Source organism: Lysobacter sp. 2RAF19, assembly GCF_052115395.1.
Classification (GTDB): domain Bacteria; phylum Pseudomonadota; class Gammaproteobacteria; order Xanthomonadales; family Xanthomonadaceae; genus Noviluteimonas.
The window spans coordinates 1,046,441-1,061,091 of record NZ_JBFRGO010000001.1; the positions used below are offsets into that span (position 1 = coordinate 1,046,441).

General features: G+C 63.3%; 16 protein-coding genes. All 16 read right to left on the reverse strand.

From position 1 onward, the window contains the following. Nucleotides 1-10: 10 nt before the first annotated feature. Nucleotides 11-325 carry a hypothetical protein gene (locus tag AB4059_RS05105; protein WP_498977194.1) on the reverse strand — a complete coding sequence of 105 codons (315 nt, stop codon included), beginning with the start codon at nt 323-325 and terminating at the stop codon, nt 11-13. 294 nt (nt 326-619) lie between these two features. Further along, complete coding sequence (locus AB4059_RS05110) at nt 620-1,867, reverse strand: low temperature requirement protein A (RefSeq protein WP_498977196.1); 1,248 nt, start codon at nt 1,865-1,867, stop codon at nt 620-622. After that, nucleotides 1,864-2,202 carry a hypothetical protein gene (locus AB4059_RS05115; protein ID WP_498977198.1) on the reverse strand — a complete coding sequence of 113 codons (339 nt, stop codon included), beginning with the start codon at nt 2,200-2,202 and terminating at the stop codon, nt 1,864-1,866. Before AB4059_RS05115 ends, AB4059_RS05110 begins: the two co-directional genes overlap by 4 nt. 57 nt (nt 2,203-2,259) lie before the next feature. Continuing rightward, nucleotides 2,260-2,679 carry a PaaI family thioesterase gene (locus AB4059_RS05120; protein WP_498977200.1) on the reverse strand — a complete coding sequence of 140 codons (420 nt, stop codon included), beginning with the start codon at nt 2,677-2,679 and terminating at the stop codon, nt 2,260-2,262. A 34-nt stretch (nt 2,680-2,713) separates the two neighbouring features. Next, nucleotides 2,714-3,571 carry a hypothetical protein gene (locus AB4059_RS05125; protein ID WP_498977202.1) on the reverse strand — a complete coding sequence of 286 codons (858 nt, stop codon included), beginning with the start codon at nt 3,569-3,571 and terminating at the stop codon, nt 2,714-2,716. A 151-nt stretch (nt 3,572-3,722) separates the two neighbouring features. Beyond that, complete coding sequence (locus AB4059_RS05130; RefSeq protein WP_498977204.1) at nt 3,723-4,124, reverse strand: YbbD-related protein; 402 nt, start codon at nt 4,122-4,124, stop codon at nt 3,723-3,725. Between the two features lie 65 nt (nt 4,125-4,189). After that, entirely contained in the window at nt 4,190-6,517 is a 2,328-nt protein-coding gene (locus AB4059_RS05135; protein ID WP_498977206.1) for an RHS repeat-associated core domain-containing protein, read from the reverse strand. Beyond that, complete coding sequence (locus tag AB4059_RS05140; protein ID WP_498977208.1) at nt 6,517-6,915, reverse strand: hypothetical protein; 399 nt, start codon at nt 6,913-6,915, stop codon at nt 6,517-6,519. The genes AB4059_RS05135 and AB4059_RS05140 overlap by 1 nt, the downstream gene beginning before the upstream one ends. After that, nucleotides 6,912-8,939: a DUF6531 domain-containing protein gene (locus tag AB4059_RS05145; protein ID WP_498977210.1), complete on the reverse strand. Its 2,028-nt coding sequence runs from the start codon at nt 8,937-8,939 to the stop codon at nt 6,912-6,914. The genes AB4059_RS05140 and AB4059_RS05145 overlap by 4 nt, the downstream gene beginning before the upstream one ends. Nucleotides 8,940-8,949: 10 nt before the next feature. Beyond that, on the reverse strand, nt 8,950-10,008 hold the full coding sequence (locus AB4059_RS05150) for a Fic family protein (RefSeq protein WP_498977844.1): 1,059 nt from the start codon (nt 10,006-10,008) through the stop codon (nt 8,950-8,952). A gap of 153 nt (nt 10,009-10,161) precedes the next feature. Next, nucleotides 10,162-10,443 carry a hypothetical protein gene (locus tag AB4059_RS05155; RefSeq protein WP_498977212.1) on the reverse strand — a complete coding sequence of 94 codons (282 nt, stop codon included), beginning with the start codon at nt 10,441-10,443 and terminating at the stop codon, nt 10,162-10,164. Between the two features lie 229 nt (nt 10,444-10,672). After that, nucleotides 10,673-10,951, reverse strand: a complete 279-nt coding sequence (locus AB4059_RS05160) for a hypothetical protein (RefSeq protein WP_498977214.1) — start codon at nt 10,949-10,951, stop codon at nt 10,673-10,675. Continuing rightward, nucleotides 10,944-11,261, reverse strand: coding sequence for an XAC0095 family protein (locus tag AB4059_RS05165; protein ID WP_498977216.1), 318 nt, complete (start codon nt 11,259-11,261; stop codon nt 10,944-10,946). Before AB4059_RS05165 ends, AB4059_RS05160 begins: the two co-directional genes overlap by 8 nt. Before the next feature lie 265 nt (nt 11,262-11,526). Next, complete coding sequence (locus AB4059_RS05170; protein WP_498977218.1) at nt 11,527-11,997, reverse strand: hypothetical protein; 471 nt, start codon at nt 11,995-11,997, stop codon at nt 11,527-11,529. A 441-nt stretch (nt 11,998-12,438) separates the two neighbouring features. Continuing rightward, nucleotides 12,439-12,795 carry a hypothetical protein gene (locus AB4059_RS05175; protein ID WP_498977220.1) on the reverse strand — a complete coding sequence of 119 codons (357 nt, stop codon included), beginning with the start codon at nt 12,793-12,795 and terminating at the stop codon, nt 12,439-12,441. 407 nt (nt 12,796-13,202) lie between these two features. Beyond that, nucleotides 13,203-14,573 carry a GmrSD restriction endonuclease domain-containing protein gene (locus tag AB4059_RS05180; protein WP_498977222.1) on the reverse strand — a complete coding sequence of 457 codons (1,371 nt, stop codon included), beginning with the start codon at nt 14,571-14,573 and terminating at the stop codon, nt 13,203-13,205. Nucleotides 14,574-14,651 lie beyond the last annotated feature (78 nt).

Here is a 14,651-nt window from a genome sequence, read left to right on the forward strand (position 1 = left end):
CGCGCGTGCGCTATTGCATCGGCTTCCAGGTCAACGAGCCCGTCGCAGAACGCATGACGATGATCTTCGGCACCTTCTGCGTGCAGGCCTCGGCGGCCGCGGCCATCAACTTGTCGCGCAGCGGTTTGGACTGCGTCGGATCGTTGATCTGCAGGACCGCCTCCACTTCCTTGAGCGTGGGCGTCGCCGGATCGCTGCACGCGATGGTGATCGTGCGTTCCGAGTCTTCTGCCTTGACCTCGATGGAACCGAGCGCTTCCTGCGCCAGCGCGGCACCGCTGGCGAACAACACGACGGAAAGCGCGACAACAGGGGCGTAACGCATGCGCGTCTCCTTCCGATTCGGCGGACGACGGCCTGTCGTCCTGTTCCGAGCCCCGATCATTGGCACGAGACAGGTTCGAAACAAATGACAAAGGTTGGTGAACCGACGGATACGCCGACGAACGGACGACTCATCCATTCGCAGATGACCGCGATGCGACGGCGAATGCGTTGTTGCGGCGCGGGATGCGCAGATGCATCTGTGCAATAAAAAACCCCGGACCCTTCACTCACGTGCCGCGTGTGAGGAGAGGAGCTAGCCGGGGTATGCGGAGCGAATTTTAGAGGACGTGCATTAATTGTTCAACGACGCGGCTTCATGCCGATGCCCGCGCCATTCGTATCCGATCACGGTCACCACCGGCGCAAGCATCAACAGGCACAAGCACACCGTCATGTCGACGCCGGCCACGGCAGCGCAGATCGCACCGACCATCACCGCCACCGTCGCGGCCAACAGCCACATGTGGAAGGGGTCGAAGCGCCGCACGAGGTAGTAGTACAAACCGTAGATCGCGAGGATGTACACGCCGACCGGGATCGCCGTCGCGAGCAAGGTCGTCACCGCGCTGATCTGCGCCTGGTGTTGCAAGTAGTAGCCCGCAACGTGCAGCCCCGCACCCGTCGCGACGATGCAGGTCACGATCAACAACTGCGTGTACGCCCACTTGAACTCGCGCCGGCGATGCACGTGCAGCACGTACCCCGAGGGTAGCATGTAGTACATCCACCACATGCCGAAGGTGAGCCCCACGCCGGCGATGCACACCAGCGCGACGTCCAGCGACCAGCCTTCGACATCGACGACTGCGGACAGCGACGCCACCGTCCCCACGATCCCCTCGCCCATCGCGATGATCGCGAACAGGCTGTAGCGCTCGGCGATGTGGTGCGCGTGCCACGGCGTGCCGCCGTGCAGGCGTTCGGCGAGCCAGGGCAGCGCGAGTTCCATGCCGATGAGCGCGACGATCGCCACGCCCGTCAGCACCGGCGGAAAGTGGGCGAAGATCATCGCGAACCACCCCGCCTGCGCCACCGAGATCGCGAGCGCATACATCAGGCACGTCTGGCGATGCACCGGATCCTGCCGCGCCGCACGCAGCCACTGGAACACCATCGCCAGACGCATGATCACGTAGCCCAGCACCATGATCCCGATGTCGACGCGTCCGTCGTCGACCTCCAGCGACGCGAACATCCGCGGCAACCCGAGCGCGAATACGAGCACACCGCTCATCTGCGCCATCGTGGCGAGGCGGAACAACCAGTCGTCCGTGTCGAACGCCGACGCGAACCACGTGAAGTTGCTCCAGGCCCAGCACACCGCGAAGGCCGCCAACCCGAACCCCAACAACCCGTTGGCGTAGTGGCCCTGCGCGAGCGCATGCGCGAATTGCGACGCGGCCGTGCCGAAGGCGATGACGAAGGTCAGGTCGAAGAGCAGCTCGAGCGGCGTGGCGACGCGATGCGGCTCGCTCGGGTCACGCCCGCGCATGGGGCGGAAGTGGTGGTGGAGCGTTTCGGCGGTGGGGGCTTGGGTCATGGATGCGTGCGCCTCGGCCTGTCGATGATGCCAGCCCGCGCGCCGAACGCCACCCACCCCGGCCGCCGCACCTCCTTCCGTGCCCCGCTCCCCGGCAACCCGCTCCGCTTCTCCATCCACCGCTCGATCCAACGCATGCCCTGCGCCTGTGAGCCGCACGGCGCCTGCAACACCGCCATGCGCCACTGGATCTGCGTGTGCCAGCGCCCGTTGCGATCGCGCATCACCATCGCGATGCAGCCGGCGTTCCACAGCAGGTGCGCGGAGCCTTCCTGCAACAGCCAGCGGCAAGCGGGCGGCAGCGGACGCGTGGGGGCGATGTAGCGGAAGGCCATGCGCTGGGAGCGTACGCGCGGGCGTCGCGCGGGATGCGAACGCAGCGAAAGCGGCGGTTACGGGGCTGGCACGTTCGCAATCGTCGCCTGCATCATCGCGATGGTCTTCGTTTCCCCGTCCCGCGTGCCGATCACCTCTGCCGTGCACACCGTCAACGTGCGGCCCGCCTTGGCGACTTTGCCGATGGCGAGGAATTCGTCGGCGAGCGCGGGGCGCAGGAGATTCACTTTGAATTCGACAGTGAGCACGTTGCAGCCTTCCGGCGCGACGGTCATCGCCGCGTAGCCGCAGGCGCTGTCGAGGATGGTGGTCAGCGCGCCGGCGTGGACGAAGCCGTTCTGTTGCGTGAGCGCGGGCGATGGCGTCAGCGCGATGCGGACTTCGCCGGGTTCGACGGAGACCAGGCGCGTGCCCAGGGTGTGCATGAGGCCCTGGGCGTTGAAGCAGTCGGTGACGAGTTGGTGGATGTCGCGCATGGGGGAATCGTAGCGCGACATTGCTGCCCGTGATTTACGTGGAAGGGGCCTCGTCAAGTGGCGTCAGCAGCTGCACGCCGGTGCCGAGCGTTCGAAGTTCTCCGGCGGCCAAGGCGTCGACACCCGACCCCTCGTCTTCCGAGCGCGTGATCCACGGGATCTCCCGTCGCGGGCCTGGCAGGTAACGCTCCCACTGGCCGATTGCCGGCGCCGCCTGTTCCTCCGCGTGGAAAGCCACGGGGATGCGGACTGTCCAATTCGATGCCGCAGCATTCGAGCCCGCAGACGGCGGAGCGAACTGCCAGTTCATCGCCATGCTGCGCGCCGCGCGTGCCAGCATTTCGCGACGTCGCTCCGTGGCGCGCGGGCGATCGAACATCGTGAGATTGACCTGCTCTGCCATGACTTGCATAGGCTTGCCGTCGCGGCCCACCTGGATGGCCAGATACACATGGCCGGTGACTTTCGTGCCATCGGGTTCGATGGGAAAGGACAGCACAGACTTGTTTGGCGGGGTTTTGAACGTGACGCGCGACTCGGGCGGCAGTTCGCCGAAGGCCGCGCTCGCCATGCGAATGCGCGGCTCTTCTTTCTGGTCGGAGGACGGCTCCACGACCACGCGCAATTTCATCGGCGTGCGCACCGAGGTCTGTCCGTCGTCGACGGCCTGCGAGGCGAACCGCCACTTCGGCACGACTTGCGCGACCCACGCAACGACAGGCGCTGGCAGTTGCGCGCTCTCCTGATCGAGCTGGTGCGCTGTCACGGCACCTTCCCGATCTATGTCGACCGACCCCGTCAGCATCATGCTGTAGTGCGACTGTGCGTCGCGCTCGTTCGCGGATGCATACGAAACGAACAGCGCCAGCATGCACGCCAAATACCACTTCATCCTCATCATCGTTCGCCCCGCTGCAAAGCAGTCCGCCAGAGGGGGCGCACTCTAGTCGGCGGCTGGAGCTTCGGGGAACGGGAAATCGGCCGTTGACGTTGGGAATCCACTCTCAAAGGGGTCGCGCTATTCGCCGTGGACGGCAGACCGGTCAACGATTGTGCCCATCGATATCGCCCCGAGACCAGCCGTACGCGCGGCCGCTCTTGGGGTTTACGGCCAGCTGATAGCCATAGCTCTCACCGACGCAGCGGTAGAGCTGCCCTCCTGACATGTGCGACGAGGCGATTTGGCGATCGAACTCCGCAACTTCGCGCGTCCGCGAATCTCTTGGCGCCCGAATATCGGCCCAACGGATCTTTTCGCACTTGCTTGGAGCGTTTCCAGACGGATCTTGGTAGGAAAACCAAACCTCGTTTGTATCCACGTCATGCATCTCACGAATATCACGCGCAGATTCAGGCAGATCGCTCGGCAACCACTTCCATTTCCCCAGCGCCCCGGCATCACGCGCGGCGCCGTATGACGTGTAACTCTGGGATGCGATGTCCATGCGCGTGCATGCCAACAAAAACAGTGGCGATAGGATCAGAACAAGGTTCACGTGAAATCGCATCTCTACCACCTTGTCGGAAAGGAGCCGCCGGGACGCAGTGCTCCGCAAATCTGCTGACAACTCCCGTTGGGGTCTGCAGCCCCTCCCGCACGCCCGAAGCGGTTTGCACGTTGGTCGGCTGCGGAATCAGCAATGGAGTCTCCAAAAATCAAGTCCGTCGCCTCTCGGTGATCGCTCATACATTTCGCGGCATCTTGCCCGCCCTGCCCTCGTTGGGCGGCTTCGCAATTTGCGCGGCAATGAAAGTATTTGTCCTGATTGGCCCAGCCGTTGTGGCTCTTGCCAACTCCATGGGTAGCATCCAATTGGTGATAGAACGCCTGGACAAAGTCGAATGCGCCGCGCACGTACTCGTTCAGGTACGCCCCATTTGACTCGCCCCACTGCGATAGGACGTCAGGACTGTTCCAATACCCAACGCCCTCCAAACCCAACGGATCAATCATGCTCACTGGATTCCCGTCCACGTAAGCATATGTGTTGATTCCGGCATGAAGTCCCATCTGATCTGATTGCAAATAGCGCCCCGACCTCAGATCCAGATCCCGGAAGCCATTCGACCAGAGGTCGTTTTCCGCGTCGTGATACTGCCCCGGAAACCCGAGGTTAAGCCCCCCGATCAAGTCCATCGCAATCGATCTGTCGAACGCGTAATTCCGTGCCCGCCAAACTTGCACCTGGCTCCCACTAGTCACCGCTTCCGGTCGTCCCAGATGGTCGTTGTGCACGAACTTGACGCCGGGATGGCCAACGACGATCGGGAAATCTTCAAACCAGGCAACGATGCTGCCCGTGCCCGGCGTCAACAGCCCCACTAGCTCGCCACCGAACCAGAGATAGTCGGTCCATCCGCCGGGGCCGTGTTCGGACAACAGTTGCGTTTGACTGCCATAGACGAAGCGCGTTGCGCCGGAAGCCGCACTGGACTTTCCAACGCGTTGGTCCAGCGCATTTACGGTGTACTGCGTCGTCCCGGCAGGCAGCGTCTTGCACGTACCGTAGGGCTCGCAAACCTGCACGCTGTCCGGGCGCGTGACCTGCCGGAGGCGGTCGAATGCATCGTAGTGCAGTTGCGTCGTGACGCCCGATGTCGTGTCGCTGATGCGGTTTCCGCGCTTGTCGTATCCGTAGGTATGGTGCCGGGCGGCTGAGCTCGTGCCCGTGATCGCCAGGAGGCGATTGCTGTAGGGGTCGATGGCGTGCTGCTCCACCGCGCTGCCCCAATTGTGCGAGGTGCGGTTGCCGTTGGCGTCGTGGGCGCTGATCCTGGTGCCGGTCGCTCCGACAGCAACGTCTCTGGTCAGCCTGCCCTGCGCGTCGTACGAAAACGTTTGCTGGCTCGGCTCGCCGGCAGCACTCGTGATCGCATTGATGCGGTCGGCCGCTTCGAATGCATAGGTGAGGCTTTGCGCGACCTTGCCCGCATCCTCGTCCACCGCACTTACGCCGAACAGGCGCCCGTTGTCGTCGACGTTGTATCGGCGTTGCAGCCCATTGCCGTAGGTCCACGACTCCGGACCGCCGAAGGGGCGGTAACGGATGTCGTCGATGACGGTTTCCGTCGTGCCACGGTGGGTCGCGGTCAGCTTGCTCAGCCGGCCCATGTCGTACGCGTACTCGAGCGACGTGCCGCTTGGGTAGGAGAGCTTGATCAACCTGCCTAAGCCATCGAAATGATGCATCGTCGTGTCTGAAACGCCATGAACGCTGTCCGTTCGCGTGCGAGTCACTCCATCGGCGCGGTAGGTGAAACTCGTGGCGGCCTGGACGATGCCCGCTTGCAGGGTCGCCGCCTCGCACAGGAAGCCCTTGCCACAAGTGTCGTACGCAAACGACCTTTGATCCGCTCCGCCCGTGACCACCGTGACGCGGCCCTGCGTGTCGTATGCGTAGTTGAGGGCGCTCGAGTCGTTCCGCACGGTTCGTGTACGAAGACCGCCGTCGTCGTAAGCATGCGTCGTGGTCCCCGTGTCGGGGCTGCGTAGCTCGAGCAGATCCCCGAATCCGTTGTAGCGATAGGTCGTGGACAAGCCGCGGGGATCGACCACGGTGGTCGTGCGATCCGCCGCGTCGTAACTCATGCGCGTGAGGCCGCCCGTGGCATCGGTGGAGGTGACCACCCGGCCCAGGGCATCGTAGGTGAGCCGGACTTTGTGGCCGCTTCCGTCTTCGACTTCGACCAGCCGCCCTTCCACGTCGTAGGCACGTCGCGCAACGAGCTTGCTGTCTTCCCCCGTGCGTTCGGCAATGACGCGGCCCAGCTCGTCGTACTGGTAGACCTGCACTTGCGTGGCGACGAAGGCCGCGAGAAGTATCGTGACCCCATCCATCAGGGAATCACTTGCACGCCCATGACGCGCGGACGTTGCGCCGCGCAATCCAGGTCGCTGAGGGTCACCTGCACTTGTTTGCCGGAATACATGGCCGACAGCGCAGCAGCGTAGGTTTCCTTGTAACCGCCCTTGGTGGCGGTGGCGACGTAGCCGTCGGGGACCGCACAGCCGGCCGGGTTGATCATCGGCTCACGGGTCACGATGGCGAATTGGTCGGCATCCAGGCCGGTGCGGATCCGCGTGATCGTCACATTGCCCGTGCCGACGATGCCGAATTGCCCGATTTCGGGGGTCTCCGCAATCGCCTCTCCGGCGAGGCTTGCGCCAAGGGTCAAAGCCAACGGCATCCATCGCATCCGATGCATGTTCTTGTTCCTTTTGTTGTGGGGCGTCATTGGTCGCGCCCGACTTCGATCCGCGTCGGCAGCGACATCGCGTTGTAGGTGATGCGACGGACGGCGAAGGTGCCGTCGGGTTCGGTGCGGTCTTCCTGGATCAGTCGGTGGGCTGCGTCGTAGTGATATATGGCGGTGGCGCCGTCGGCGGAGTGGACGGCATCGAGCAGACCGTTCCTGCCGTAGAGGTAGCGCGTTTCGACCGGAGCTCCATTCGGGAACACGCGCTCGACGACAACGCGCCCGCGTTCGTCGTATTCGAACTCGCGCGCGGCTCCGGCCGGGCTCGTGATGCGGCCCGGCAAGCCGAGGGCGGTGTAGTTGCTGTACGTCGTTGCGTGGCCCGCGCCATTGGCGACAGACAACAGATCGCCGCCTGGTGAATATTGATAAGTGAGCGCGTCGCCGGTACCCGGCGCGGGGCCGTCCTCGACCACGGAGGCGACGAGTCCGTTCGGGTGCTGCGTATAGGTGTAGTCGACGGAACGATCCGCGGCGGCGACGCCGCCTTTGAGATTCCTCATGGTCACGCGCTGTAGCCAGCCTTGCGGGGCATACGAATAGGCTCGCTCCAACTCGCCTTCGAGCGTTTCGCGGACTCGCCTGCCAGCGGCGTCTGAAGTAAATGACATGACGCGTTGAACCGGGCTGCCGGCGGCATCGACGCGACGGGCGAGACGCCCTTTTTCGTCGTACTCGAATCTCGTTACCCCTCCTGCAGCGTCGGTTTCCGATGCCAGGCGGTCCTGCGCATCGAACGTCCGCGCCGTCGCAGTTGCCGGACAATTCAGGCTCGCCTGCCCGGTCGTCCCGACAATGCGGCCTTCCTCCACTCGGTATGTCGCCACTTTTCCCAGCGCATTGGTCCGGGTGGTGCTTCCTTCGCTGTATGCATAGCGCGTGCGGTCCACGACATCGGCCTTGCGGGATTCGATGACGCGCGATTCCGAGTCGTAGAGATATATCGTGAATCGCGAACCCGCGACGGACCTGCCGACATAGCGAAAAGCGTCGTCGTAGTGATACGTCAGCGCCGCCTTTCCGTCGGGATACCTCACGCCATTCAACCTCATGCGATCGTGCCCGCCGGAATAGCCTCCGCGCGTGTCGTAGTCGAACTTGTACGTCTGACCCGCCGGATCGACGACTTCCAGGACGCGGTCCCCGCCCCACGGTGTGTGCGCCCAAGTGAACGTGATCTCGGCGCCTGTGGTGTGACGGACTCGCACAAGCTTCTGGCGGTCACCGTACTCATAGGTCAGGCCGACGCCATCGGGCTGGAGCCGTTGCAGCACGACGCCCCCTGCGTCGTAGATCTCGCGGTTGCCATCGTTCCAGGCCAGCACGAAGCTCCCATTGGGTTGACGCGTGATGCGCGCGAAGGGCTCCTCCGTGGAGCCGCTCCATGCATTGTCCGCCGCGCTCCATGTGAACGTGACGACGTCGCCTGTTTCGCGATGCGCGTAGATCTCTTGTGCGGCGGGATCGATGGTGCACGGAAGGATGCCGGCCCGCTGGTAGCAGCCTGATCCCGGCGACTCTGGCCATCGGCGATCGGAGAGCTGCACATCATGGGTGGTCACCCATTGTTTGCCGAGAATTCCGACGCCGCTCCACGCTTGGTTGTAGCTGCGCTGGAACCGCAATCCGGAAAGCGAGGCGTGGGCGAAGTCCTCCGCGAATTCGAACTTCTTCCCGGTGACGATATCCACCGGGTTATCGCAGAGGTGCTGTTCGACGGGTTCGGGGTCCGCAGGACCAGGCTCTGGGCTGTCATCCACGGGCGGCGGCGAGTAGATGCCAGTGTCGTAACCTGCGCCGCCGGAACCGCCACCCCAGCCTCCGCTAGGATCCGGGGCATCGACAACGACCCAATCAAATTCCTTCAACCTGGATTGCGGTTGCGGGCCCGGCAAATTCTGCGCGTGGGCCGACGACGCGCCAATGAACAGCAACACGGCGATGGCCTGTCGCAGGCAATGCCGAGCGCTGGGTGGCAGTTCGCATCCAAGCGTATTTGCCATTGAAGATCCCTCAATCATGGAAGCAGGCGCGCAAGGTAGCGGCAAGCACATCGTCGACCTGGGCCATCAGGGGAGCTGCATCCAGATCCCCGGTCGTCCGATCGATTTCGCATCCGCTGCGTTCGGCCATGCGAAGTAGCGCGCCGTCGAGCGCGCGGGTCGATAGACAGGCGACGCGTTTGAGGTCGATGCGATGGATCCTCCCGTCCGCAATCAGACTGGAAAGCGGCGGCGCCCGAAGGCGCGGAGACACAACGGTGGCGCAGATGCCCGCATGGATTGCCGACATGGTTTCCGTCAGCCCTCTCGAGTCCAGTTCTACGAGTACGCGCGCTTCGAAGGCCAGGCACCGCGCGAGATAGTCCGCAAGCCCGTGGGAGCGCGCGTGTGGCCAATGGCGCTCGGCCAATACTGACTTTCCCATCTGAAGCAGGCATGCGTGCACCACGCCGGAAGCGACATCTCCCCTTGTCGAACCAATCCGTGCAGCCAGCAACCTGGCCCAGCGTCCGTTCCCGTCGACGAATGGATGTACATGCAGGGCGTGGAACGCAGCACAGGCCGCCAGCACGGTGGTAGAAACCTGTGCCGGCGGCGCGACGAGCCCCTCGCAGAGTGAGTCGAAAAGCGGTTCGACATCTCCCTCGTACGCAAATACATGGCCGTCGCTGGCGACGCGGGCACCGGAGAAAGCGACCTCGCATCGAAGTTGCCTGGGCGCCTGCGCCCCAAACAATCCGAGCGACAATAATTCTGCGCGATCCATGCGCGGCGGCGGATGGGCGGCCAACACCTCGACAAGCGCCCGGGCCTCCTCGCGGCGTGAACGCTCGGACCGAAAGCTGAGCGCACCGCGGGCGAGCATCAATGCTTCCGGGGCACTCCCGAAGCTCGAAGAGACCACTGGCTCGCGTGCTGGGATGTCACACGTCCACGCGGCATAGCGATTCAACAAATCCGGAAACGGGTCGGGCGAGAAGTAGGTCAGCGTCCGGCCCGTAACGCGCGATGGAACGCTGTCGACGCGGCCCACCGGACGCTCCATGGCATTGGGTGACGCGGCGACCACGGTCTTCAATTCTCGTTGTCCGCAAGCGGCCGCATCTCGGCTGCGCACACGCTATGCGGGACAGACCGGCGCGAACAACGAGAAGAATTGACGAATGGCTTGTGAAACTAGCCCTAAGCGGATCGCGTCATTCGCCGTAGACCGTGAGGCCCCTCAACGCCCGTCTCGTCGGTAATACAACAAGATCGGATCGCGCTGCAGCCGCCAGTTCGTCCATGCGCCGATCACCGCGAGCGTTGCACCGGCGATGACGGGCAGCAACGCGACGTAGCGCAGGATCATCGCAACAGAAGCCGCCAACGGCGCCTCAGGTTCCAGGAACGACGTCAGGCAAAAATACGCCGCCGTCGTCGCCACGACCAACACGACACCACCCCACAACTGCCTGTCCGCGCGCCGCATCGTGCGGCGCTGCCATGCATGGAAATTGCGCATGTCCCGCTCTCCGTTGGAATGCAGGTACGATGCGAATCGGATGTCTCAGGGACTGCGATCTGCGCGGTCGAGGGTGACCACTTCGGCAACTGAGGTAGCAGATGTACATTCCGCCACCCACTTCGGCAATAAAAAAGCGTCTGGGGCAGGGCCTTGGCCCTACACGAGGCGCTTACGCGTCTCAACCCAGTCGCTGGAGGGGATTGTAAGCAATGGCCTGGAAAGGTTGTCAACATTTTTCCGACAGATCGACCGTAACCACTTCGGCGATGCGCGGCATCTCCATGAGGCGGGCATCGGGGATCGCACGACCGACGTCGCCCACGGCCGATGCGATGGCGTCGAGCAGGGTCGGCCCCTGCCGGCTGAAGTCCAACGCGATGTGCCCGATGCGCCCCACGCCGACGACGGCGTCGGTGCAGCCTTGCGCTGCGAGCGCGTCCAGGTGGCGCGACGGGTCTTCCCCGTCGCGCAGTTGGAACCGCAGGGAGAATTTGAACTCAGGCATCTTGGCGTCGCTCGGGTTTGCGGGGTCTGGATTTGCGCGGTGATTTGGTGGCCAGCGCCTGCGCGAGTGCATCCGACCAGTACGTCGCGTCCACGATCGCCGAGATATCGCGCGACAGGCGCAGGAACCACCACGCCATCGCATCCGGCCGCAGCCTTGCGTCGTGCGCGCTGGCGCGCGTGCCGACATCGGTGAGTTGCACCATCAGGCGCAGGTGTTCGCGCAGTTGCACCAGTTCGACGTGCGCGTGTTCGGGAAGGGCGTAAACAGCGGGCGCGCGCTCGCGTGGCGCACCGGGGGCGTGTCGCATGGCAACCTCCATCGTCCGGGGAAAAACCTTGCGCCGCGGATCGGCGCAAGGAGTGTCGGGAGGTTGAAAGGCCGCTTAGAGACGGTCGAACGTATTTCCCCTTGCGGGGTGTTGTATTGGGTCCCCTCCCGACGCAGGGGATACACGTTTGGCGCTTTCCCTGGCGCCGACTCTAAGCGGAGCTTTCAAACTCCGGAACGAAGAATGCCGAAGCGCACCCACGCGGGGATATCAGGCAAAGCCGCGATGTGGTGTCGGATTTGTCCTACCCCGTTGACGGTTTCGATCGTCGCCTGCCCTGGCTGGCGAAGCGCGCGGACAAGGACTTCACCTGCTCCTCCAGGCCGTGCGACGGGCCGAACACCTTCAACATCGTGTAACCGGCGAGCGCTGCCTCGAAGACGTCGCTGCCCAGCGCCGCCTCGGTGTCCAGGCACAGCGTGGTCAAGCGCTGCAGCGCGATGTTGATGCGCTTGAGGCGGTCGTAGGCTTCGAGGTCGGCGCGCATCTCGTCGACGTCCAGCGTCGGCGGCACGATGGCGCGGTTCTGTTGGAGCAGCTGGTGCGTTTCGCGCGCGAACGGCTCGTTCCGCTGCCCCATCATGTTCATCGTCCGGCGCTCGCCGCCTTCGAACGCGACCAGGTTCTTGAGGATCGCCTCGATCTGCGCGATCGCGGCGAGGACGGTGCGCTCGTCGTCTTCGCTGATGACGAGGGAAGCGCGGTTCTGAGTCATGGGAAATCTCCATTGAAGGAGACCAGAGTTTTCCCCCGCACCGACGCGAAAGGCATTGTGCCTTGGGGCAAATCAGTGCGAAATCTGATGAGGGGATTGCGCGCGTCCGCGAAGGGGACGATCAATGACGCGAGGGGTTTCCCGACCCACCCGGTTCAATCGGCGGCGGCGCCGATGCCAATCGCGACAGACACGAATTCATTGGCGGCATGAACGGGTTGCGTTGGCGATTGCGTCGCATCAATCGGCGACGGCGTTGCGTCTTTCGGCAATCGAGCGCTGCCAATCCGGAGCGCCGTGCGTTGCGCCGGCGACGAAACGGAGTTGCGCCGACGACGCAACCGATTCCAACGACGAAAGACCGACCGCAGTCGGCACTGGAACGAGGTCAATCAAGAACGTCACCGACCCCATCGGCGACGGCACGCAGGCACTGCCGCTTCAGCTCGACGACTTCTCCACCCGCTCCATCTCCTTCTTACGACGCACCAGGCGATCCAGCGGCCGTTCGAAGTCTTCCCCGCCCCGCTCGTACGGATCCACGATGATCGTCGGCGGATCGGCCGCCGCACGCTGCGCTTCGCATTCAGCGGCGAAGTCCACCAGCATCTTGCCGACGTTGTACGTGGCGTAGATCTCCGCATCGGGCCCGAACTCCCTGGCCGCGTTGACGATCGCACCGGCCACGCCCCCGAAGATCCCGATGAAATGCCGCGCGCCCGTGCTGTTGGCCAGCAGGTGCGGCATCGACTCGCGGAGATCGCGCAGGTTGAGGTCGAGGAACTCCTTGCTCTTCATCCATGGTGTCCGTTTGCGATCGCTCTTGGGCGAGGGTACTGCGGGGTGGCTGCCGGTGGCGGGGCCAACGGCATTCACCTGGGTGTGGGTGCGTGAATCGTTAATGGAAGCGGCGATTGCGCGGAAATGCCGCTTCCATGGGTGAGTAACGCGAACGGGGGATTGAACCGGACCCTGGTTCCAGCGCTACGGCGCGACCCAGATGGACGCCGGCGAAGGCGCCTGCGCCCGTTGGGCGGGGTGGTGGCGTCGACTTCGTAGCTGAGGGTGCCTTGGGGTTGCCTCAGGCGGTTGCGAATAGCAAAGCTGCTGCGAGAGCGGCTAGTTTGGTGATGCGGTGCATTGGTGCCCCCTGATTGACGGGGGGATTTTAGCGATGCGGGCGGTGGATCCGAGGGGTCGGGTCCTTAGGCGCGGCGAGTCTTGGACTTTGAAGCGTTCCGAGCGCGTGCGTGGCCAACCTTGGCATCCGCCCGCCCGTGTCGAAGCTTGCGACGATTGCCTTTGCGCGAATTACAGGGCCGGCACATCAGGTCTGCGTTCCTCAGCGTCGATCGTCCGCCCTTTGAATGTGGCTTGACGTGGTCGATCGTGAAGTTCGACCAGCTCAAGGCTTGGCCGCAAGCGGCGCAACATTTCTCGGCACTCGTGTTCCACAGGATCCGCCGCTGTTCGCCCGAGAAGCCACGTTTGTCATCCTTCTTCGCGAACACCGAGCCAATGGCCTGTTCCATGATGCGCTCGCGCAGGATGCGCTGCTTGCGGTCATCCGTCATCTGGGAGACCGACAGCAGGTATTCCTTGGCCAGAGCCGGCTTCGACGACGCGCGCAGCTTACGTTGGTCTTGGCGAATTTGATCAACCTGGACGCCGAATGCCTTCAACAATTCCCATGCCACATCGTTACGCTTGCGGTCGTCAAGGATCGCGCCTTCTCGCTGCAACCGCATGACCAACACGACAAGCGTGTAGTAGTCGACCAGCTTCGTGAATCGCGTTGTGTGCAAGTCCGGGAACATCTTCTTGATTCGCTTCACCGCGGACTGGACTTCATTGCTGGCGCGAGCCACTTTGGCGGCAGTCAGACCAGCATTCGTCATCGCGCTGTCAACGGCAGCCTTCTTGTTAATCGGGCCTTCCACACTGAGAAGCAATTCAGCGGCCAGCTCGACGTGTCGCATGCGCGAATGCAGTTGGTCACTGATGATGCCGTCGGTCCAAATGGATTCCAGGCGACTGGCCAGCTTGGTGGCGGCGGCAAGTAGGACCGAGTCCGCATGCCTTGCTTTTCGCTTTTCTTGCGACGTCAGCGCCTTGCCCGTGGAGTTGATGCGCACGAAGACGTGCATCACTTCCGAAAGCGAGCCGGTCACTTCGATCACCGGGATTTCGTATCGCAGCAGGTGCTTCTTGAAAGCAGCATGCTCGTGCCGCATCGACTTTGAGGAAACGAGTTGCGGCTCGCCTTCCTTACCGATCGGCAACCGCACCTCGAAAGACTTGCCGCGAAGCTGGCCGACAAACCCCAGCAGCGTTTCCAGACGTTGCTTGCCGTCGATGACGGCATAACGCACGTTTCTTCCGCTTCCTGTTTTGTAGAGAAAAATGGCCGGAAGCGGATAGTTGCGACAGACCGAGTCGATCAAGCTCTTTCGGTCCCTCACTAGCCAGACCGAATCCCGTTGGAAAGCCGGGGATAGATCGAGCGCCTTTTTCTCATGCAAAGCCATCAGCTTCGCGACCGACATGGCCGTGTGCTTTCGTTCGAGCATCCCCATCCCTAACCATCCCCTGTTACCGGATGGTGGTGCCCTATGCTCATGCGGTCAACAGGACACCGACTTCATGGCGTCGCT